18 protein-coding genes and 2 tRNA genes are annotated in these 20,807 nt (G+C 58.9%); 8 read left to right on the top strand and 12 right to left on the bottom strand.

The window, feature by feature from the left end:
- Window positions 1-3: 3 nt before the first annotated feature.
- The 5 genes from NCT05_RS11270 to imuA form a co-directional block, all read right to left on the bottom strand.
- On the bottom strand, window positions 4-267 hold the full coding sequence (locus tag NCT05_RS11270) for a hypothetical protein (protein WP_250502324.1): 264 nt from the start codon (window positions 265-267) through the stop codon (window positions 4-6).
- A gap of 110 nt (window positions 268-377) precedes the next feature.
- A complete protein-coding gene (locus NCT05_RS11275) occupies window positions 378-809 on the bottom strand; it encodes an RDD family protein (protein ID WP_250502286.1) in 432 nt (143 codons plus the stop codon).
- Between the two features lie 35 nt (window positions 810-844).
- Window positions 845-3,994, bottom strand: coding sequence for an error-prone DNA polymerase (locus NCT05_RS11280; RefSeq protein ID WP_250502287.1), 3,150 nt, complete (start codon window positions 3,992-3,994; stop codon window positions 845-847).
- A gap of 12 nt (window positions 3,995-4,006) precedes the next feature.
- Window positions 4,007-5,470, bottom strand: coding sequence for a Y-family DNA polymerase (locus NCT05_RS11285; protein WP_250502288.1), 1,464 nt, complete (start codon window positions 5,468-5,470; stop codon window positions 4,007-4,009).
- Complete coding sequence (imuA, locus tag NCT05_RS11290; RefSeq protein ID WP_250502289.1) at window positions 5,394-6,107, bottom strand: translesion DNA synthesis-associated protein ImuA; 714 nt, start codon at window positions 6,105-6,107, stop codon at window positions 5,394-5,396. Before imuA ends, NCT05_RS11285 begins: the two co-directional genes overlap by 77 nt.
- 465 nt (window positions 6,108-6,572) lie before the next feature.
- On the opposite strand from imuA, the gene NCT05_RS11295 reads away from it, so the two are divergent.
- From NCT05_RS11295 to NCT05_RS11305, 3 genes are all read left to right on the top strand, one after another.
- Window positions 6,573-6,917 (top strand): hypothetical protein, encoded by a 345-nt coding sequence (locus NCT05_RS11295; protein WP_061132768.1) that lies wholly within the window; start codon window positions 6,573-6,575, stop codon window positions 6,915-6,917.
- A 38-nt stretch (window positions 6,918-6,955) separates the two neighbouring features.
- The gene (locus NCT05_RS11300; RefSeq protein ID WP_250502290.1) at window positions 6,956-7,915 is read left to right on the top strand and encodes an SOS response-associated peptidase family protein; all 960 of its coding nucleotides are present in this window, start codon (window positions 6,956-6,958) and stop codon (window positions 7,913-7,915) included.
- Window positions 7,916-8,419: 504 nt separating this feature from the next.
- Complete coding sequence (locus NCT05_RS11305; protein WP_250502291.1) at window positions 8,420-10,603, top strand: KAP family P-loop NTPase fold protein; 2,184 nt, start codon at window positions 8,420-8,422, stop codon at window positions 10,601-10,603.
- Between the two features lie 527 nt (window positions 10,604-11,130).
- Here the strand turns inward: NCT05_RS11305 and NCT05_RS11310 are convergent.
- From NCT05_RS11310 to NCT05_RS11325, 4 genes are all read right to left on the bottom strand, one after another.
- Complete coding sequence (locus NCT05_RS11310; RefSeq protein ID WP_250502292.1) at window positions 11,131-13,254, bottom strand: hypothetical protein; 2,124 nt, start codon at window positions 13,252-13,254, stop codon at window positions 11,131-11,133.
- Complete coding sequence (locus NCT05_RS11315; RefSeq protein WP_250502293.1) at window positions 13,238-14,647, bottom strand: tyrosine-type recombinase/integrase; 1,410 nt, start codon at window positions 14,645-14,647, stop codon at window positions 13,238-13,240. Before NCT05_RS11315 ends, NCT05_RS11310 begins: the two co-directional genes overlap by 17 nt.
- Window positions 14,648-14,792: 145 nt before the next feature.
- Window positions 14,793-14,866 (bottom strand) — tRNA-Arg (locus NCT05_RS11320).
- 223 nt (window positions 14,867-15,089) lie between these two features.
- Window positions 15,090-15,920, bottom strand: coding sequence for an undecaprenyl-diphosphate phosphatase (locus tag NCT05_RS11325; RefSeq protein WP_008342009.1), 831 nt, complete (start codon window positions 15,918-15,920; stop codon window positions 15,090-15,092).
- 570 nt (window positions 15,921-16,490) lie between these two features.
- Here NCT05_RS11325 and NCT05_RS11330 point away from each other — a divergent pair.
- The 3 genes from NCT05_RS11330 (at window position 16,491) to NCT05_RS11340 (ending at window position 18,546) form a co-directional block, all read left to right on the top strand.
- Window positions 16,491-17,393: an aldose epimerase family protein gene (locus NCT05_RS11330; RefSeq protein ID WP_008342010.1), complete on the top strand. Its 903-nt coding sequence runs from the start codon at window positions 16,491-16,493 to the stop codon at window positions 17,391-17,393.
- A 111-nt stretch (window positions 17,394-17,504) separates the two neighbouring features.
- Window positions 17,505-18,197: a peptidoglycan DD-metalloendopeptidase family protein gene (locus tag NCT05_RS11335; RefSeq protein WP_244807465.1), complete on the top strand. Its 693-nt coding sequence runs from the start codon at window positions 17,505-17,507 to the stop codon at window positions 18,195-18,197.
- Between the two features lie 28 nt (window positions 18,198-18,225).
- Window positions 18,226-18,546 carry a hypothetical protein gene (locus tag NCT05_RS11340; RefSeq protein WP_008342014.1) on the top strand — a complete coding sequence of 107 codons (321 nt, stop codon included), beginning with the start codon at window positions 18,226-18,228 and terminating at the stop codon, window positions 18,544-18,546.
- Between the two features lie 6 nt (window positions 18,547-18,552).
- On the opposite strand, the gene NCT05_RS11345 is transcribed toward NCT05_RS11340, so the two are convergent.
- The 3 genes from NCT05_RS11345 to NCT05_RS11355 form a co-directional block, all read right to left on the bottom strand.
- Entirely contained in the window at window positions 18,553-18,816 is a 264-nt protein-coding gene (locus NCT05_RS11345) for a hypothetical protein (protein WP_235366331.1), read from the bottom strand.
- Window positions 18,817-18,962: 146 nt separating this feature from the next.
- Window positions 18,963-19,133 carry a hypothetical protein gene (locus NCT05_RS11350; RefSeq protein WP_167561874.1) on the bottom strand — a complete coding sequence of 57 codons (171 nt, stop codon included), beginning with the start codon at window positions 19,131-19,133 and terminating at the stop codon, window positions 18,963-18,965.
- Window positions 19,134-19,204: 71 nt separating this feature from the next.
- Window positions 19,205-19,281: transfer RNA gene (locus tag NCT05_RS11355), tRNA-Pro, on the bottom strand.
- A gap of 106 nt (window positions 19,282-19,387) precedes the next feature.
- Between NCT05_RS11355 and NCT05_RS11360 the strand changes: the two genes are divergently transcribed.
- The gene (locus NCT05_RS11360) at window positions 19,388-19,855 is read left to right on the top strand and encodes a SixA phosphatase family protein (protein WP_034474269.1); all 468 of its coding nucleotides are present in this window, start codon (window positions 19,388-19,390) and stop codon (window positions 19,853-19,855) included.
- Between the two features lie 121 nt (window positions 19,856-19,976).
- Window positions 19,977-20,801: a GNAT family N-acetyltransferase gene (locus tag NCT05_RS11365; RefSeq protein ID WP_008342022.1), complete on the top strand. Its 825-nt coding sequence runs from the start codon at window positions 19,977-19,979 to the stop codon at window positions 20,799-20,801.
- The last annotated feature ends 6 nt before the right edge of the window (window positions 20,802-20,807 follow it).

Genomic DNA, 20,807 nt, shown 5'->3' on the forward strand with positions numbered 1-20,807 from the left:
CCGTCAATTACCATCAGTCAGGTCGACGCGGTGTCGCGCTTTCGGCCGACCGGACGGGTCCAGCATCACGTCGAGGGCGTCGCGCGCCGATTCGAGTTCCTGCATCGCGGCGGCGAGGCGTGCCAGCTGCAAGGTGGGCGCAACTCCGGCCTTCTGCTTCTTGAAGTGCGCTTCGAGGGCGACGGATGCCGATTGAACTTCCCTCGCAGCCTCGGCGATGCGCGCGACGGCCGCCGCTTCATCGCATCTTTTGTCGGATTGTTCCATTCTGCATTGCTATAAAAGAGATGAGTCCGAAGCCGAGCGTCGTTGCCGCATGCCTGGCCCGACAGTGGCCACTTCCAATGCCGCCTCACGACGACTAACGTGACTGACCTTCAACTGTTGCGGCGCGCGTCAGTAACCACAACTGTATTGGCTAAGCGGTCATGCAAAGCCTGCCTTTTCGGATTGAACAGTACCCATGCAAATCCAGCTCCGAACGTCGCAAACGTAACGAGATACCCCGCTGTGCGCAAGACAGCTTGCTTTGTCGACATCGCATGTCCACTATCAGCATCGACCATGCGAAGTCGCACGACGTGCTTTCCCGGCGATGTTCTCCATACTGCCCACAGCACTCCGGTTATCAATATCGGGATGCAATGCGCTACATACAGCGACAGCACGATGGAAATGGCCAGTTCATCCGGAGACGACGGAATTCCGTCGCCTAGAAGCCCGAGTGGCACGAAAAGCGAAATTGCTGTCCACCAGACGGAGTCGATGAAGAGCGCGCGAGCGCGCTGCGCAATGGTAGCGTGGGTCATGGGAAGTGAGTCTATCCGCGACTTCGTAGGTCCGCTCAGCAGAAGTTTCGACTGACGGTTGTAAGTCCGCCGAGCAGATGCGACATGTCAACCAAGCGCTGGGCAACGAGATGTCGGACACCCGCCTCGGACTGCCAAGTGCCGTACACCGCAAGCAGTGCAGCGCCCAGCGCTTCTCGCCGTTGCTTCTCAAGCAGAGAAGGCCAGATAATTACATTCACATTGCCGGTTTCGTCTTCGATGGTCACGAACATAACGCCCTTCGCGGTTCCTGGTCGCTGACGCACCGTCACGAGGCCGCATGCCCGAGCCAGGCGACCGTTGCGATACGTAAGGAGCGTCGATGCCGGCATAAGGCGTTGCTCAAGTAGCGCCGGTCGCAGCAATGACAGAGGGTGGCGTCCGAGCGTAAGTCCCGCGGAGTTGTAGTCTGCGACGATGTCTTCTGCTTCAGACGGTGCGCCAAGCACGGGTGTGTCATCGTCAACACGGGCGTCCGCGAGAATGTCGCGGTCCGGCACGGCAGCAACCGACTGCCAAAGCGCTTCGCGCCGGTTGCCCGCCAACGAAGATAGAGCGTTCGCGGCGGCCAACACTTGCAGGTCCCGCCGGTCCAGTTGAGCGCGTCTGGCAAGGTCGCTGACGCTTGAGAATGGCTTCACCGCTCTCGCCGTCTCGATGCGCTCTGCGGCGCCGTCCTTCATTCCCTTTAGCAACGATAGGCCCAAGCGTACCGCCGGCTTCGGTTCACCAGCAACCGCCTCCAGTACTGAATCCCAACCGCTGATTGTGACGTCAACCGGCACAACCTCGACGCCATGGCGCCGTGCATCTTGTATAAGTTGCGACGGCGAATAGAAGCCCATCGGTTGCGAGTTGAGCATCGCAGCCAGGAAGGCAGCGGGCTCATGACACTTTAGCCAACTGCTCGCATACACGAGCAGCGCGAAGCTTGCCGCATGGCTCTCAGGGAAGCCGTATTCGCCAAACCCCTTTATCTGCTCGAAGATTGACTCTGCAAACGCCTTATCATAGCCGCGGTCGTGCATACCATTGACGATGCGGTCGTAATACTTCTCTAGGCCGCCTTTTCGCTTCCATGCGGCCATCGCGCGACGTAGCTGGTCGGCTTCCCCAGGGGTGAAACCAGCCGCGAGAATGGCAACTTGCATTACCTGCTCTTGAAAGATTGGAACGCCGAGCGTGCGTCCGAGCGCGACTTTCAAAGCATCGCTCGGATAAGTGACGGGCTCGAATCCTTGCCGACGGCGCAGGTACGGATGCACTGCGCCCCCCTGAATGGGACCAGGCCGTACGATAGCGACTTCGATGACGAGGTCGTAGAACTCTCTCGGCTTCATGCGAGGGAGCATGCTCATTTGCGCACGCGACTCAATCTGAAAGACACCGACGGTGTCGGCTCGCGAAATCATTTCGTACGTCGCCTCGTCTTCCGCCGGGATGTCTTGCATTTCGAATCGTTCGCCGCGTTGCTCAGAGACGATGTCGAGCGTGCGCCGGATGGCCGACAACATACCGAGCGCGAGCACGTCAATCTTGAGAAGGCCTAGTGCTTCAAGGTCGTCTTTGTCCCACTGTATCGCGCTGCGGTCCGCCATTGCGGCGTTCTCGACAGGCACCAGTCGAGTGAGCTTGCCTCGACTGATGACAAAACCGCCCGAGTGCTGCGAAAGATGACGAGGAAAATTTAAAATCTGCGCCGCAAGGTTCGCCCACATCGCAATGAGCGAATTGGAAGGGTCGAGCCCAGACTCTTCGAATCGGCGAAGCAAGTCCTGCGAATGGTCAAACCACTGATGCGATTTCGCGACCCGGTCGACGATTTGCGGGTCGATGCCGAGCGCTTTGCCTGTTTCTCGCAACGCGCCCCTCGGGCGATACGTTGAAACGGCGGCCGCAATAGCCGCGCGGTCGCGGCCGTACTTGCGATAGATGTACTGGATAACCTCTTCGCGACGCTGATGCTCGAAGTCGACGTCGATGTCGGGCGGCTCGCCGCGTTCTTTGCTAATGAACCGCTCGAACAACATGTTTCCGCGCGAGGGGTCGACCTCCGTTACACCAAGGCAGTAGCACACGGCGCTATTCGCGGCGGAACCACGGCCTTGACACAAGATATGCTGACTGCGTGCGAAGCGCACGATGTCGTACACCGTCAGAAAGTAAGCCTCGTACCGGAGCTCACGGATGAGTTGCAATTCGTGCTCGATTTGCTGCTGCACGGCGTGAGGGATGCCGGCCGGGAATCGCCGGTGCGCACCGATGTACGTCTCCTGCCGAAGGTAAGCCTCGTGTGTGAAGCCTTCGGGCACGAGCTCGTCCGGATACTCATAACGAAGCTCATCCAACGAGAAATTGCATCGCTCGAGGATGTTAAGCGTCTCGGATAGCGTATGCGCCGGGTAGAGGTTCGCCAGGCGCAATCGCGAGCGTAGATGCCCTTCCGCATTTGGCGCGAGGTCATAGCCGCATTCGGCAACGGGCTTCCCGATTCGGATTGCCGTCATTGTGTCTTGCAGCGGCTTTCTCGACCGCACATGCATGACGACATTGCCCGTGGCGACAACCGGCACGCGATACTGGTCCGCGATGTACTCGACCACACCGCGGTGGATGTCGTCCATCGCGCGCTGGTGCAGCGTGAGACCGACCCACGCCCGCTCGGCGAAGACGTCGTTCATCCACTCAAGCTGAGCAGCAAGCGCATCTTCCTTTGCGGGGAAATCTGGCATGAGAATCGCGAGGCAATCGGGCATGCCTCTCAGATGTGCGTGCTCTCTCTCGGGCCTCGAGATGTCATTCGGGGTCAGCAGGTACTCGCCCTTGGCTGCACGCATGCGGCCCTGCGTGATGAGTTCGGAGAGGTTGCCGTAGCCATTGCGGTTTTGAGCCAGCAAGATGAGCCCGAACGCCGGACTCTTGTCCGCATTCACAAGCCGGAAAAACGAGCCAATGACAAGCGGCAGCTTTTCTTCTTTCGCTTGGACGTGAGCGCGCACGACGCCCGCTAGCGAGCACTCATCGGTAATGGCGAGCCCGGAGTAGCCGAGTTGCGATGCGCGCAACACCAGTTCCTCGCCGTGTGAAGCGCCACGGAGGAATGAGAAGTTGGTAAATGCGAATAGCTCCGCATAGTCCGGCAACGCCGACGAGGGAAAGTCCACGACGACACCTGCTTATCCGAACAGGCCATGGAGGAACCATCGGACTTCTTCCGTCTTCACGCTCGGGCGCTCGCGGTATATCCAGTAGCAGCTCTTGTCGCTCGCCTCGGCGACATAGTAGTCGCGTGTCACCAACTCGCCATCATGCCAACCTGCTTCGATTCTTTCACCGGTTGAGACGAGTTTGAGCGGGGAGCCGTAGAAAGGTCGATGATTCTTCACCATCAAGCGAAGCGGCTCCTCGAGCAGCCATGTCGGACGCGGCAACCCTTCGGGCGGCACCGACAACTTCGCGTCATCCTGGACGGACACCCAACGATTGGCGAGTTCGGGCCGGTGGTCGCAAGTCGGCGCCGGGCGCAGCACGTTCTCCGCACCCAGTCTTGCGACTAGCAGTTCAAGGAGGCGGTTATGGTCTTCCGCCGAACCGCCCGGGTCGGGGAATAAGTCCTCCGACGGCGGCTCGGCAGGTTGGACCTTCGACGCGGTCAAGCGCACGGCGATAACCGCCGCCTGCAGCTCCGTGCGCCCAAGCCGTTCTTTCAGCAAACGAACGAGATGCTCTTCGTGCCACGTTGGCTCCGCGAGCGCAATTTCCAGGACGGTCGGCTCGACTGCCTGTCGACCGCGCTCGTGTTCGAGCGCCACCGTCGCAAGGGTGAGCGCGAGCTGTTGCGCGCTCAGCCAGCCGCACAGCTGCACAATAAGCCGACGTGCCGAGAACAGCACCGCTTCGGCATGCTCGACGCGGTCCGGAAGCTCGGTGCGCGCGCTGAAGTTTGGCGGGACCTCGAGCCATTCATATAGCTCCGGTGACAGACCATAAGCACGGTCGAGAGAATCCAACAAATCCACACCACACCTCTTCTTTAGTCCAGCGCGCGGCAGGCGCCGGATGTCGCTCAACGCTCGGCAGCCGAGACCGTGAAACCAGTCAGCGAATGCGCGGACTTCCTGTACGACCATAAACGGTAACGAGTCAAGATGCCGCTCGAGCGAGCGCATCTTGACTACGCGGCAACGCCCGCGCTTGGCAAGCAGCCAGGCGCCCTGCCCGGTCGGCGCCACGCTCATGCGAACGGTTACGCCTATCGACTTCACGACGCGTCGGATTTGCGAGCAGACGCTTCGAATGCCGCCGAAGAGTCGCAGGCTGGCGGTCACGTCCATGACGATGGTTTGTTCGTCGCATAGCGCGACCTGTGGCGAGAAGCGCAGCAGGCCGAAGGCGACTGCGCGCTGCATCTCCGCCTCAAGCTGGACGCTTCGGTCATACACCGCAGCGTCGGGGGCAAGTGTCGCTACCCCGCCTCGTTTCATCCCCGGTAAAACGCCTGCTTCCCGTGCCGCCGCATCCATCACAATTACCTTGTCGCGCTCAAGCACCGCACACCCGTGTTCAGTCGGAGGTGACCACCTCGGACGGAACACCTCCAGCGAAAGCCGGGGCAGGAAGATGGCGACGAACACGGCCATAAGGGCTCAATAGAATCGGCGATGGTTGCAAAGAGACAGACAGCTGCTCGGTTTTCGTTGGGCCTCGTCGCTTCACCACATCAACGACGAGGCCGCCATCAGCGGGTCTCACTCCGAGCCGCAGCGTTGCGGGCGACGCGTCTTGCGCGCTCGCCAACGGCCGAATGAGCACGAGCAAGGTTTCGGTCGCTTGCGCAGCCAGGTGAAGGCGCCGAAGCGCTTCAGCCCGTATGTGCTGCTGCCAGAACACCAGGGCACCGCAGCTCTTGGCTTGCAGCACGCGTTCGGCGCACCAGAGGGCGTCCGCCGTCTTGGGCGCCTGCAATCTCAACACCTTGTTCAACGGCAAACCGAGATACGAGAACGCCAACGCGTTTGGAACGTGCGGCGCCTGCAGCAGCACGATGGGGCGCGTACTGCGTTCGAGGAGAGCCGGCTTCAACAGCCGCATCTCGCCAGTCCCTGGCTGCTGGACAAGCAGTTCCACCAACGCGCCGAGCGGCCAGCCTCCGCCCGGCAACTCGGCCGACAGCGCGGCGTATCCGGTGTCGACCGTCTTGCCGTACGCGCGGGCGAGCTGAGACCCGCGCCAAAGGCTCGGATGAATCGACTCGATGTGTTGAGGCAGAGCGGCCATCTTTCTGAAACACTGTATGGATGTACAGTATCGTAACGCAAAAAGTGAAGCAGTGAATTGCCCCTTTAGTCGCTCCTGGGAAGTCGAATGGCTATGCTTGTACGGAGGTAACCTATGCCCGAGGTCGCCGAATTCGTCGCATGGCTGGGCGAAGCCTGGCGACGCGGCCATCGACGAAGCTGTGGCACGCGGCAAGCTGGTGAGCCGACATTCTTCTCGCAAGATAACGGACGCATCGTTGGTACGAGTTCGATTGAGGACGACAACCGATGGAGGGTCAATGGCGGCATCCGAGACCGCCATCATTGCGAGGGGTGCGACGGTTCTTGCGTCGGAACGAAACGCGGTTTAGTCAGCGCGGAGGATTGAAGGGATTGACGGCGCCGACCGGTTGAACACGTCGTCGACCGAACCATCACCGACTGCACCGAAGTTCAGGCAAGGAGAACAAACGGGACCCACGGAATGGATAAACCTGATATAGACGAAGTGCCGGGCGCACGCGCCGATTTGCTGTGCTTCCTGGTGGCAACCGTCGCTGCGTCGCACACGCTGACGCGCGAATGGCGCATCGACCATGTCGTTGAGAGCAGTCGACTTTGGCTGGCGAGAAGCGGCGTATCGATGCATTGGCTTAACCGAGTGCTGCTTGGCCAGCTTGCGATGAAGATTGCCAAGCGCGAGTTGAAGGCCGCTGGCATCGCGGTACGGCAGAGCGACGTGCAGGTGCTGTTCACCGGCGAAATGAAGCTTAATCACGCGAGCTCGGTGGTTCAGAAGATGATGAAGTTGTGCAAGCAATCTCTCTGAGCCGGTCAGCCAATCAATCGACCAAAAGAAGGCAACGCATGTGCTACTCGGCCCAAATTCAGGCGGACTATCGCAGGTATGTGAGAAATTTCGGTGCACACATGGACATCGAGGAATTCGCGCGCCTGTACTTCGAGCGGGCCGAGGGCAGCAAGGCGAAGATTCCCAAAGCGGTCGACGACGCGTTTCGCGAACCGCAGACTGATGCCGAGAGCGAGATAAAAGCGTTAATCGACCGGTACAACCAAGACCAGACGACGAAGCTTGAGCAGGAGCTATTCAAGCAGCGAACCCGCCTTGCGGACGCCGAGCGCACATTGAAGTCGAAGGTTACGAAGGCGGCCACCGAGAGCCTGCGCATTGCGACCGCCAAAATCGAGGCCTCCCTACGCCGACTCGAGGACATCAATCGGACCGGGCCCGAACGTCGCGACTCACGCATCTTCCCCGGCTCTTACGCGCCCGTGCTTGTGATGGAAAACGGAAGATATGTGGTGAAGCCGATGCGCTACCAGTGCAGAATCGCAGGCAAGCCCGCGAACTACGACTTCAAATACCCCGGGACTTACAACGCGCGACGCGATAATCTCGAAGGCTTCTGGAAACCCTGTTTCGGCTACACACATGGCGTGATGCTAGTGGACGTCTTCTACGAGAACGTCAAAAAGGCGAAGTACGAGAACACGCTGCTTGAGACGCACGACCGAGACGAGAACGTCGTCCTTGAGTTTCGCCCGAGCAACGGCCAGTTGATGCATGTCGCATGCCTCTGGTCCAGATGGACCGCGCCAGGGCAGCCCGACCTGCTGTCCTTCGCCGCAATCACGGACGAGCCACCGCCCGAAGTCGAGGCTGCTGGCCACGACCGATGCATCGTGCCAATCAAGACTGAGAACATCGACGCGTGGCTCAACCCGATTGCGTCAAACCTGGAAGCAATGTACGCGATACTTGATGACAGGGACCGACCATACTACGAGCATCGACTGGCTGCATAGTAGACCTCGCATATGTTCATTCGTGTCTCGTGGTTACCGCGTCTGTAACACATCGAAGGGACTTAATACTCTCTTGACTCGAATGGCTTCGAACGAGGAGACCTTGTCGCCGAAGAGCGCGACAGTCTAGCTTCTCGCAATCCGCGTCCACCGAATTTTCTTGGAGGCAAACTCCCCACGCTCACCCTCAGATTTACGCTCGCAGCGCGTCCTTTGCCAAATCATGACTCCGATTGCGCGGTATGCATACTGCTGACCGTTCTGCTTCGTGCAGCGGCACGACTGGTCGAACATCAACGGCAGCGGTCCCAGGACAACCGGTATTGTGTCGGGTGGCAGACTAGCCAGGTTCTCGCACGCGTCGAAGCGCAGGCGCCCTTGCATCGCGACCTTCTGCCGTGATGCACCGGCTAAGCGCTGTCGGTGTCGCTCACGTGCGGCGTCACAGGTCCTGCGTCGACATAATATTGCCTTTCCCCAATATCAACGCTTTTGACAAATTCGATGGCTCGCTCTCTGCCCGTAACATTTCAGCACGACCGCCCACACGTTGAGACCGACCTCTATGGCCGAAAGTCGTTTGCCGAGCATGTAGGTCGGCTCTTGGCGCTGCCGCCGGCGAGTCCGGGAATCGTCGTCGGAATCGAAGGGCCATGGGGCTCGGGCAAGACAACGGTAGTTCGTTACATCGTCGACGCGCTGAAGACAGCTTCCAAGACGGCCCCTATCGTTGTTGAATTCAACCCTTGGATGCTGGCCGGCGCAGATGCTCTGGTTGAGGCGTTGCTAACGGAACTCGCGTCTGGAATCGGCATGGACGGGCGGAAAAAGCGCGCAAAAAAGTCCTTGGAAGTGGCAGGCAAAATCCTTGGCTACGCTGGCTTGCTGCGACATTTGAAATATGTGAAATACGTTCCCGGCGTCAGCTTGGTTGGAGTGGCGGCTGATACAGTTGGCACTGCGCTTCACGATGCCGGTGAGATTGCAATCAAAGCGGCCGACACTGCTGACAACGCAAAGAAGGTCGTCGAGGAAGCCGAAAAACTTGTGTCCGTCAAAGTTGGACTGGGCGAGCGCAAGAAGGAGGTCATCAAGGCGCTAGGTAAGCTTGACCGAAGTATCGTAGTCATCGTCGACGACCTGGACCGGTTGACGCCCGACGAAATCAAGGCAGTGTTTCGCACTATCAAGGCCGTTGCAGATTTTCCGCGCGTTGCCTACCTTCTCGCTTACGACCGAAACGTAATCAGCGAGAGCCTCGGCGGAGGTCCGATTGCTGGAGGAGAAGCGTATATCGAAAAAATTGTTCAGGTCGTGTACCCAATTTCGCCCGCATTCCCGTGGCAGTTACAAGGGCATATCACAGGGGAGATTACCACCCTTCTCGAGCGCATCAATCGCAAGCTAGAACCGTTCGAGTCCGAATTGTTCGCGCGGGCGACCTCGATTGCGTGCAATCTGTGCCGCTACCCCCGCGACATTGTCAGACTGACGAACCGATTAACGCTTAGCCTAGAAAGCACAAAGTATGAGGTGAATGCCGCTGATGTCATCGTCGCCGAGGCACTTTTCCAGCGATTTCCGAACATCAGAGATGCGGTTGTGAGAAATCCCGAGCAGTTCACCGGGGCATTCTGGTCAATAGCAGATGAAGCGCGGGCGACTGACTGGTCGATGTATTTCACTCGGTCGAAGGAGGAGAGACGCACGGCGTGGCAGGCCCATCTTCCACAGGACAAAGCAGACAATGCCGCAGCTACTGCAGCACTTAGATGTCTCTTTCCGTTGACCGGAGGCGTGAGTCCCAGCTCGTATCCACGCAGTCACTTGCGTCTATCCGAGCTATCGAGACTAATTCGCTTCTTTGCCCTTACATCGGTCGCCGGCGTGCACGAAGTCGCAAATATTCATGCCATGTTGGCAGAGCCAAGCCAAATAGGCGAATTGCTGCAGGAGGTCGATTACAACAGCGCCGCCGAGATTGTCAATCATATGACCGCCTATCTCGATACCGCTAAGGCCATAGACGGCATCGGCGTGGCGCGGCAATTGTTAAAAGCCTCTCTGGCCAATAAGCCGGATATGGCCGCAAGTCGGGATTTTAGCCGCTCTGTAGCAGTTTTATTGGCAAGCTGTCTTGAGTTTTGCGGAGAAACTGTGCACGACGTCGTCACCGAATTTGTTAGCTCGGCTCCGCTAGCTTACGCCCTCGACTTCCTCACAATAGCGGGCATGTCCCACGGGGAAGTGAGAGGAGCAGATGGCTACAAAATTAGTGAAGCGCCTGTGTTCGTCGCTGACGCGAGCGTCATCACCTCGAGCATTGACTTATGGCGGCGACGCGCGGAAGCTTCTATGGCTTCTGGCGAGGTGGTGGCAGAGAATGACTTCTTCGCCGTCCTGTACGGGCTTGGAAATCTTGGGCGCGCCTCGCGCAACGCCGATGCGATTCATGCGTTCCGACGGTTCTGCATCGACGTGAAGGGGGGATTGGAATTTTTTCTTGAGACGGCGCGACCCTTCAAAGAATTCCAAGCCGAGCTCTTTTACTATTACGTTTGGGATGCAGATGAGATGGCTGCCCTTTTGGAAGCATCATCTGTGTCCGACCAATATTCTTGGTATGCGGCTCGTCTGCGCGATGATAAAGCGGTGCGGGAATTCATTGCAGCGCGCAGTCAGGGGTGAACGGATACGCACAACTTCAACTGGCCCACCCATGACAGCTGCCGGTAGGTCTGCAGCTCTGCTAAAACGTTGCAGTGCAGTGCCGAACGGCGGCCACTCTTTGCCGCGACACACCGGCGCGTCTGACAGGCCAGCCCTGACGCCTTGGTCAGGAACCGATTGTCACCAGTTTAAAGGTGAGCCTTGACATTCCTTGCTTGAGCAGCTTCACAACATGCCGCGAGAAACGAATGTCTGCGCTTTCATGCCGGCTGCTCGCCGGACCAGCTGAATGCCACCGCCAGAAGCATCAGGTCATGGTTTTTGCATGAGCCCCAAGCTATTCGTCGGACTCAGGTAGCAGCAGTTGCCGCGTGCGATTCATGACCCAAGCCACCTCCGCTAGCGAAAAGTCCCACTCGACAGCGTCGACCTTCAATCTCACGCACCTCTCGGCCCGGGTCAACGCAACGTCCGACGACCGACCCGAGCTATCAATCTTCCGCGCTACGTACGCGGAAAGCTGACGAGCAAGGTCCTCCCACCCGTCATATCGTACCCGCCGTTGTTCCTCGGTGAGCCCGCTGTGATAACCGCTTCGTCTTCCCGTCCGTTAGAGCAGAGAACAAGGGAAGAATCTTTGGCCATTTTGTCTGCGGGTTGTTGTTGTAGTGGTGCAGTTGCGCGAATTCATTTCCTGCAATCAGCTGACGCCACGCCCTCTGATTCCGGAGCACCTCAATCACTCGCATATTCACATCTGGAGTCCACGCTCCGGTCTTAGACTTATCGGTGTTGACATGCAACTTCGCGAATTCATTCACATGTTTGGTGACGAGGTAATCGAATTTTGTAGCGTCAAGCCATTGGATATGGTTGTGTCGCAGCCCGGTGTAAAGTGCGCAGAGTATCTGGTTGAGTGCGTGAGGCTGGGGTAGTATTAGCGAGCGATTCTTCTCCCCATCTTTGACGTCAAAACATTTCAGGGAGAGGAAATTTGGGATGTGGCGCAGCGGGGTGGCTTTGCCTTTGAAGAATAGAACAGGAATACACCCGCCAAATTTCTCAATCAAATCTGTCGTGTCTATAAACCTCCTCCGATTCATATACTGAGAAAATGAGGAGCCGTCCACCTCACCAGATAACACTCCCTGCAGAATGCACTCCTGGTGATTACGGATGGCCTCCAGATACGAAATAAGAACCGAAAAAACCCTTCGAGGAATCGGAGGCTTCGCCGTCGTCCCGCCACGCGACGTCCGTGGATAATCGTCCCGTGACATCGGTTGCCGAAAGCCCCCGCAGCCTGGAATCTCGTTGCTGTACTTTTCAATGAAGGAAAAGAACTTTTCCACCGCGTGCAACATAGCGTAGTAGCTATTGCCCATCCAATCTCTAGTATCGCGTATCGCATCCATCAACTCCATGAACGTGAACGGAGTGGGACCGTTGATGTCAAGCAGGCGCGAGATAAAGATGCTGGCCGTCAGCTTTTCTGGGCAGTCTGGAAATGCAAAAGAGACGTCTGAATTTCTATCGAACCAATACGGTAGGTACAAGAACAGATAGAGATTTAGATAACCAAGACCCAACCTCAATCCCTTAACCGACTCGACTTTGGTCTTTCGCAAATAGAGTTCTTCCAACTGCAGCCATTGACGTGTTAGGGCAGCAAAATCAAGATTCAATCCGGGCAGCGCTCCTAGCCGCTTCAGCCTAGCTGGCGCAGCAAATCCCGGTTTCCGCAAAATCACCTCTTCAAGGATGTCGGCATCGGTGCGGAAGGCCAATCTCGCTCTGACCTCCTCTTTGAGCGGCTTCGACAAGGGCTTCTCCGTGCTAGCACTGCGCTTCTCCTTTAATGAGAGATTCATCTTTTCAGACCACTCAGCAACCGACACCACGACTGCCGCGCCAAATCGTCTAGTCAATACATCAAGTAGAAGGCGAAACGGCGGAGGTGAAGTTGGGCGGAGGACGCCCTGCCTCTCGGCTTCTTTTAGCGCCAGCAAGTCCTCAAGGTTGACATCTGCGGGCCGATGCCAACCGGTTGCAAGAAGCAACTTTGTACCATAAGTGAGAAAATATTCTCGGCCCTTTCGGTCGTTGGTTATTGCGAGGAATGCGGGGTCTGAGACGATTTCTGCCTGACTATCCAAAGTTCTCACAAACGCCAGCAGTTCGGAGCAGACAGACATTCCGATTTCCATGCGACGACCATGCTCATTGTATATACTCGGCCAAGCAAACGAAAATGGAAGAGTAATGCAGCCGCAACTGTGAAGCGCAAGCAAGAACATCGTGGCGCCAAGCGGCATTCGTCGCGCGTAGCTTCTTTTATACGCAAACTCGCCCTGCGGCGTGCCAAGGGTAAAGGCGTAGAATTGTTCTGCGGTGACGTCTTCGAGCCGCCCCACGCATATCTTGAAGGCGTTCTGCACATAAGATTCATCGAATGTTTTCTCTCGCTGCTCCAGCGTCTGTAGTTCAACGAACTTCGAGAAAGCAACTGTTAAATGCGTTTTCGTTGTGACGCGACGTAGGTCTAGTGATTCAAGCTTGTATGCACATAACATAGCTTGCGACGCTTCAAACAACGCCTCCGCAACTGCACGGTCTAACGCGGCGCCTGTTTCGTTGAAGACGAGTTGTCCATCAGTCGCGTTGAGCATCTTTTTCTCTCGCCAAGTCTTGCTCAAGTTTCGCCACTAAGGCGTTAAGTGCCTGCAACTTGAGTTCCCTCACTGATTTTGGAAGACCTTCACCGAAGACCACCGAATTCGCATGTTTAAGTTCTTCTTGAAGAAGGTCTTTGTCATACTGGGCGTACTTCGACGTGTTACTCGCGTACTTATGCCCCATAATCTGCTGAACGAATGCCAAAGGCAGCCCATATTCACCGTTCATTCTTGGGAAATAATTCAGTGCGTAAGTTCCATAAGCATGCCGAAGTGAATGGTCTCCCCCGATTCTAGTTTGAATACCAACCTTCTCTACGGCCTTCTTGAAAATCGACCGTCGCCCGCTGGCATCCGACAAGAAGTATGGTCTTCCCAAACATTGTTGAGAGGAGTACTGAAAGACGAAGCGGTGTAGTCCATGGGGAATGTATTCGTGCTTCAGATACAACTCGAGATTTTCGAAGAACATCGTTGCGAACGGTTCAATTAAAAGCGTTTCATGTGTGGTTCGCCCTTTCCACGACAGCATCTCCCTTTCCCGCGGCTGAAGATAGAGATAGCTTGAATGATTACGTCGAGACGCCGGGTCTACAAGAAAGACTTTCGCATGAGCAACGTCTATGTCGTCGAACAGGACTTGACGACCTTCATGTCCACGACATCCGCTTGCCGCGAAGAGGGAGTACGCCGACTTGTCACGGTATGACGGTAAGCAACGAATGAAATCCCCAATCTTGTCAAATGGAAAGGCCCGGGACTTGTCGTAGTCGACCTTGGCTGATGCCGTGCTTGCGATGGCATTCTCGATGAACTTCGGCCCACCAGCAACGACGCCAGCAATGATGGAGTGTTGAATAAGTGCGGCGCGCTGCGGACCTTTGATGACCTCGCGACTCTTGATGTCGGAAAAAAGCCGAACTTCGTCCACAGCGCAATTCTCAGGAATGGGCTGGGCTAACTCGCTAAGTTCTCTACGTACTCGCTCGGAAAGCTTTAGGAACCGTCGAATGGCTGCGTGAGCTTGAGCCGAGGTGGCTCCACTGCTTTTTGGGGAAGGGATGGTTGAGTCGACCAGTCGTGCAATGCACTTGCCGGACGCTGCGCCTATGACAAGGTAATCATCGTAGGCTTCGATAACCTCTTCTAAGGTTGAACGAGCTATCGTTTGCCCGGCACAACCGAGGAGCGCAGCCGCTTCAAAGACATAGTCAAGAAATCTGGCAAGCTGATAACAGTACGCGATTCGCGTGCGGAGCGAGCACTTGCGAAGCAGGGAGTTGGCAAAAGCGTCGAACGCCGCAATTCTCTTGCCGTCCGGACCCAAAAGCTTCCAGGAGCGCTGCCCGTCCTTATCCTCAGGCACTATGGTCACATTCTTCAACATGCCAGCCGCTCCAAATATGCAACTGACTTGGAAGGTAGCAGAGGAATGCGCCGCCTCTGTGCGGTAGCGCACAGACAACGATTTAATCGTATGTTGCGATAAACAACTAACTCGCTAACCTACTGATTTTTATGGAAATGTGAAGTCCGCCCTACACGAATCGAACGTGTGACCTACGGCTTAGAAGGCCGTTGCTCTATCCAACTGAGCTAAGGGCGGTTAGAGACCAAAATTATAACAATATGCGACTGCCGCGCATCACAATAAGAACGTGTGACCTACGGCTTAGAAGGCCGTTGCTCTATCCAGCTGAGCTAAGGGCGGAGAACCGGAGCGGGCGGCGGAAGCAACGCGAGTAAGACGCGAGACAACCGCGAAAGCCGCCGCGAATCAGGAGAGATCGCGATTTTACCTCATTCGCCGCTGCCCTTGTCCCGGCTCGTCACATCGGCTGCGGATGCATCATGAACCAGCCGAGGAAGAAGATTCCCGCGATCACGCAATACACGCCGAACGACGCGAGCTTGCCGTGGCCTTCGAAGTAGCGCATCAGGAAGCGCACGCTCAGATACGCCGCGATGCCCGTCAGCACCCCGCCCAGCACCGAATCGGCGAGTTGTCCCGGCGCGTGAAAGAGCTTCGGCAATTCGAGCACGCCCGCCGCGAAGATGATCGGCGTGCCGAGCAGGAACGAGAATTCCGCCGCCGCTTCAGCCGTGAGACCCGCGCCCACGCCCGCGATCATCGTCAGGCCGCTGCGCGAAAAGCCCGGAATCAGCGCGCCGATCTGCGCGAGCCCGACCAGAAACGCCTGCCTGAACGTGAGCTTTTCCGGCGCCCGCGTCGCGCGGCTTCGCTGCAGACGGTCACCGAGCCACAGCAGCACGCCGTTGACGATCAGCGCCGCCGCGACGATCCGCAGATCGTGAAAGATGGCCTCGAGCCGCTTCTCGAGCAGCAAGCCGACGATGCCCGTCGGAATCGTGCCGATGATGAGCGCCCACATCATGTGCCCATCGTCGTTCTTGCGTCCGCCGAGCGACGCGAAGAAGCCGCGGATCAGCGCGATCCAGCGTTCACGGAAATACCAGAGCAGCGCGACGGCCGTGCCCAGATGCAGCGCGACGAGAAACGGCAGCAGTTGCGGCGCGTGCTTGTCGATGTGCATGCCGATCAGGCCGGGAACGAGGAGCGTGTGCCCGAGGCTGCTGACAGGAAAGAGCTCGGTTACGCCCTGGAGCACGCTTAAGAAAACGAGAAACCACAAAGTCACGCGTCGGTCCTTTTTCGGGGAAGGTGGAGGACGCGCCGTGCAGTTCCATTCCTCGCGTCACGCGAAGCCAAAGATGCCGGACAGGGAATGTGGAACAGGAAGGATGAGTCGATACGGCGCGCAAACGGGACCGATTATGCCGTCGGCTAAATCGAGCGCCAAGCGCTTACCGCACACAAATTGCGCCGACAGTCAATCGTCGGCAAAACGAAGCATTATCGAAAGTCGATGACAGGCAATACGAAAGCGAGCGCGCCTCCGAACGGGACGCGGACTCGCAATTCGGCGATCGCCCGTCAGGCCTTCAGCTTGTAGAGGAAAAGCGCCGTGCTTGCCCCGAAGAGCCCGAACATCGCGACGCCCATTGCCATCGCCAGATCCATGGTTACTCCTTGTCCGTCTGATTCCCAACACAGGGAGCATATAACAACATATTGCATAAGCCTTGCTTAGTCGCAATTTCCCGCAAAGGGTTTTTCCGGACAGAATTCCAAGGCAGAATCGTCGGGTTAAGCCGCGTCGCTCAGGAGCGTGCGCGGCGTCTCGCCATCCAACGGAGCGCCTGCCATCATGTCACCGGAATCCGACATCATTGAAATCGAGCGCGACGGCGCCGCCATCCAGCTCGCGCCGCACGCGGGCGGACGGCTCATGACCTGGCGCGTCGGCGGCAAGTCCGTCGTGCACTGGCCCGACGCCGCCGACTGGTCCAATCCCGCGAAGATCCGCGGCGGCAATCCGCTGCTCTTTCCGTTTCTCGGACGGCATTTCGTCGATGGCGAAATCGGCAAGTGGCGCGATCCGGAAGGCATCGTGCATGCGCTGCCGACGCACGGCTTCGCGCGCAACCTGCCCTTTTCCCACACGCGCGACGCCGACGGCCACGGCCTGCGCATGACGCTCGTCGACAGCGACGCCACCCGCGACGGCTATCCGTTCGCGTTCCGCTTCGAGGCGGCGTACCGCATCGTCGACGGCCATACGCTCGAAGTCGAGCTGACGACGTCGAATCCGGGCGAGGTCGCGCTGCCCTACTACGCCGGGCATCACTTCTATTTTCATCTGCCGCACGGCCAGCGCGGCGAGAGCAGCGTCGCGCTGCCGCACACCGAACGGCGCCGTCAGCTTCCGGACGGCTCGATCACCGAAGCCGAGCCCGGCCTGCCGCGTTATTCGCTCGCCGATCCGGGCATCGTCGATACGTTTCATTGCCTCACGCGGCAGTCCGACGAACCGGTGCTGTTGAATCTGCCGGGCCTGAAGCGCACGATCGCCTTCGAGTTGCAGCAGCCCGATTCCGTGCCGTGGTACGCGGTCACGACCTGGACCGAATCCGACGCATCGGACTTCTATTGCGTCGAACCGTGGATCGGCCTGCCCGATGCCATCCACAACGGGCGCGGCCTGCGCTGGCTCGCGCCGGGCAAGACGGAGACGGCTTCGCTGCGGCTCGTCGTCGGCGAGCAGGCGTAGGCGAAGCGGCGTCATTCTGTCCGGGGAAACCCGAGACGGTAAAATCCTGCCTTTCGATTCGCCGCGCGGCTGTGCACGCACTGCTCGCGGCGATGCTTTGCGAGGTCAGGTTTGCAAAAAACAATTCGACGGCTCGTCTGCGCATCGCTCATCGCAGTGTTGGCCGCTTGTGGAACGGGGCCGGTCGCGCCGGGTTTCTATCGTGTAGAGCGTGGAGACACGGTTTCCAAAATCGCGCGCGAGAATCGCACGACGATCGCGAACATCAAGCGCTGGAACGGGCTCGCGAATCCCGACGCCATCGAGGTCGGACAGGTGCTGCGTATCGCGCCGCCTGCGGGCAGCGCGAGCACCGCGGATTCATCGGGTGCGGCGGCAACGGGCAGCGCGAAGAGCGAAGCCGGCGCGCAGGCGTCCTCGCAGAGCAAGGCCGGACCGGGCGTCACGCTCGTGTGGCCGGCGCAGGGCAGCGTCGTTCGCAGCTTCGACGGCAAGAACTCGAAGGGCATCGACATCGCCAATGCGGCGGGCACGCCCGTCGTCGCCGCCGCGAGCGGCAATGTCGTCTACGCCGGCAACGGTCTGCGCGGCTACGGCAACATGCTGATCGTCAAGCATGACGACGATTATCTGACCGCCTACGCCCACAATCGCGTGCTTCTGGTGAAGGAAGGCCAGACCGTGCAGCAGGGCCAGCAAATCGCCGAAATGGGCGACACCGACAGCAATCGCACCATGCTGCATTTCGAAGTGCGCTACATGGGCCGCTCGACGGACCCGGCGCGCTATCTGCCGCCGCGCTGACAGCCGGCGGCCGCTTTAAGGAAGATCGATGAGATTGACGATGAGGATCAACACCGCCGCGCTCGGCGCGGCTCTCGCGCTCACCGGCGCACTGGCCGGCTGCGCGAGCGGCCCGACGATGACCTATCTGCCTTCGGGCGACACGGGCTTCGCGATCAACTGCAGCGGCGGCGACGCGGCGACGAGCTGGGCGGCCTGCTACAAGCAGGCGGGTGAAACGTGCGGCGCGTACGGTTACGACGTGATTTCGAAGGATGCCGACAACGGCGCGACCGCAGGCGGCACGGTGGGCGGAATCTTCGGCGCGAACATCAAGAACCGTTCGATGGTGATCCGCTGCAAGCAGTAACGCCCGTCAGCGGTCTTTCGGCGCCCACGTGCGCCAATGCCCCGACAACGGATCGATATGCGCGGCAAACGCCACGAGCGAAGCGACGGCGAGCGGCGCGACAGCAGCAAAAATCCAGAGCAGATCCATGACAGATACATTTTGCAACAAGTTCGGGCGATGATACCCGAGCGGCAAAAGTTTCGTTGGATGAATCCCGCCGAAATCGCCGAAACGGAAAGAGTTACGCATTACGGTTTCTTGCATCCCTGCACGAGGCGCGCCTTGCATCCCGTTACGCACGGAAACAAGCGCATACAGCCGTGACGCGCTCGAATTCCTAGACTGGCGGCAGCCCGTGCCGTATCTCCGCGCGAACGGTTGGCGCGGGTCAGAAGCCCCGGTGCGCCCGCATCGGGGCTTCGTCTTTGCGGGGCTTACTGAGGCTTGGCAGGATCGGAGATCATCGACGGCGGCGTCATGTCCGTCGGCACGCCCTTGTAGTCGGGCGGATCTTTCGGTTCGTGCTTCTGATGGCCAGACTCCGCACAGGCGGCGAGACCGAGCGTGAAGAAAACGGCGCAAGCGAAGGCGGAAACAGCGCGCATTGAGACTCCTGGAAGAGCGTAGAAAAGACAAAGGGGTTACAAGCCGTAACTTGTAACCCCTTCGTGTATCGTGGTCGGAGCGAAAGGATTCGAACCTTCGACCCTCTGATCCCAAATCAGATGCGCTACCAGGCTGCGCTACGCTCCGACGAGCCGCAGATTGTAGCGTGCCTGACCCGCGTCCGCAATGCCGAACTCAGGCACGCAACTTTCTGCTGCATCCGAAAGCGAACCTCATCATCCGGAGACAATCGATGAACCTCATTCTCTGGCGACACGCCGAAGCAGAAGATCAGGCGTCGAGCGATCTCGCGCGGCAGCTCACGCCGCGCGGGCGCAAACAGGCGCAAGGCATCGCAAAGTGGCTGAAGGCGCGCATCGACGATGACGCCGTGCTGCTCGCCAGTCCCGCGACGCGCACGATCCAGACGGCCGAAGCCTTCGGCGACCGCTATCGCGTCGTCGACGCGCTCGCGCCCGGCAACGGCGCGCAGGCCGTGCTCGATGCGGCGGGCTGGCCGGACGGCATTGCGGAGACGGTCGTCGTCATCGGGCATCAGCCGACGCTCGGCCGGGTGGCCGCGCTCCTCATGACGGGCCACGAAGCGGATTGGTCGATCAAGAAGTCGGGCATCTGGTGGCTCCAGTCGCGCACGCGCGGCGGCGACGGGCAAAGCGTGCTGCGCGCGGTCATCAATCCGGACCTGCTTCAGGCGTCGTAAGCTCGCGTTCATGCGGATGTCGTTTCATCGAAACGTCATTGCGATGCCATGCGAGCGTCACCGTGCATTACTACATTGGCGAGGACTTGAAGCCACAGCAACGTCCTGTCGAGGAACGCCAATGCAAGAACTGCCGACGCCTTTCCTGCAACTCGGAGCGTCATCGCTCTCGCTCGATTCGCGCCGCCACCTTCCGCGCACGTCGGAAACGAACACGGGCCGCGAGCGCCTGCAAGTCGCGTGGGCGCGCGACGACGACGCCCTGCGCGACGCGCAGCGCCTGCGCTTTCGCGTGTTCTCGGAGGAAATGGGCGCGCGTCTGTCCGGCCCCGCAGGGCTCGACGTCGACGCCTTCGACGCCTATTGCGATCACCTGCTCGTGCGCGATCTCGACACGCTGCAGGTCGTGGGCACGTATCGCGTGCTGCCGCCGCATCAGGCGGCGCGCATCGGGCGTCTCTACGCTGAAAGCGAATTCGACGTGTCGCGCCTCACGCACCTGCGCCCGAAGCTCGTCGAAGTAGGACGCTCGTGCGTGCATCCGGATTATCGCAACGGCGCGGTGATCATGTCGCTGTGGGGCGGCCTCGCCGCGTACATGATGCAAAACGGCTATGAGACGATGCTCGGCTGCGCGAGCGTCGGCATGATCGACGGCGGTCATTACGCCGCGAATCTCTACACGTCGCTACCCGCCGATGCGCTCACCGCCCCTGAGTACCGCGCGTTCCCGCACACGCCGCTGCCCGTCGAGGAGTTGCGCACCGGCGCGAACGTGAGCCCGCCGCCGCTCGTGAAGGGTTATCTGCGGCTCGGCGCGAGGATTTGCGGCGCGCCGGCATGGGATCCGGATTTCAACACCGCCGACTTCCTCACGCTCTTCCGTCTGTCCGATATCAACGCTCGTTACGCGCGGCATTTCATCGGCGACATGCAGGGACGTTGAAGCCCT

The organism is Caballeronia sp. AZ7_KS35 (assembly GCF_023631045.1).
In the GTDB taxonomy this organism is placed as follows: Bacteria; Pseudomonadota; Gammaproteobacteria; order Burkholderiales; family Burkholderiaceae; genus Caballeronia; species Caballeronia zhejiangensis.

Excerpts from the sequence above, each read along its gene's own strand:
- imuA (WP_250502289.1), bottom strand. The coding sequence starts at position 6,107 with ATGGCCGCTCTGCCTCAACACATCGAGTCGATTCATCCGAGCCTTTGG.
- NCT05_RS11275 (WP_250502286.1), bottom strand. The coding sequence starts at position 809 with ATGACCCACGCTACCATTGCGCAGCGCGCTCGCGCGCTCTTCATCGAC.
- NCT05_RS11340 (WP_008342014.1), top strand. The coding sequence starts at position 18,226 with ATGAGATTGACGATGAGGATCAACACCGCCGCGCTCGGCGCGGCTCTC.
- NCT05_RS11345 (WP_235366331.1), bottom strand. The coding sequence starts at position 18,816 with ATGCAAGGCGCGCCTCGTGCAGGGATGCAAGAAACCGTAATGCGTAAC.
- NCT05_RS11285 (WP_250502288.1), bottom strand. The coding sequence starts at position 5,470 with ATGGCCGTGTTCGTCGCCATCTTCCTGCCCCGGCTTTCGCTGGAGGTG.
- NCT05_RS11330 (WP_008342010.1), top strand. The coding sequence starts at position 16,491 with ATGTCACCGGAATCCGACATCATTGAAATCGAGCGCGACGGCGCCGCC.
- NCT05_RS11270 (WP_250502324.1), bottom strand. The coding sequence starts at position 267 with ATGGAACAATCCGACAAAAGATGCGATGAAGCGGCGGCCGTCGCGCGC.
- NCT05_RS11295 (WP_061132768.1), top strand. The coding sequence starts at position 6,573 with ATGGATAAACCTGATATAGACGAAGTGCCGGGCGCACGCGCCGATTTG.
- NCT05_RS11315 (WP_250502293.1), bottom strand. The coding sequence starts at position 14,647 with ATGTTGAAGAATGTGACCATAGTGCCTGAGGATAAGGACGGGCAGCGC.
- NCT05_RS11300 (WP_250502290.1), top strand. The coding sequence starts at position 6,956 with ATGTGCTACTCGGCCCAAATTCAGGCGGACTATCGCAGGTATGTGAGA.
- NCT05_RS11350 (WP_167561874.1), bottom strand. The coding sequence starts at position 19,133 with ATGCGCGCTGTTTCCGCCTTCGCTTGCGCCGTTTTCTTCACGCTCGGT.
- NCT05_RS11360 (WP_034474269.1), top strand. The coding sequence starts at position 19,388 with ATGAACCTCATTCTCTGGCGACACGCCGAAGCAGAAGATCAGGCGTCG.
- NCT05_RS11305 (WP_250502291.1), top strand. The coding sequence starts at position 8,420 with ATGGCTCGCTCTCTGCCCGTAACATTTCAGCACGACCGCCCACACGTT.
- NCT05_RS11365 (WP_008342022.1), top strand. The coding sequence starts at position 19,977 with ATGCAAGAACTGCCGACGCCTTTCCTGCAACTCGGAGCGTCATCGCTC.
- NCT05_RS11310 (WP_250502292.1), bottom strand. The coding sequence starts at position 13,254 with ATGCTCAACGCGACTGATGGACAACTCGTCTTCAACGAAACAGGCGCC.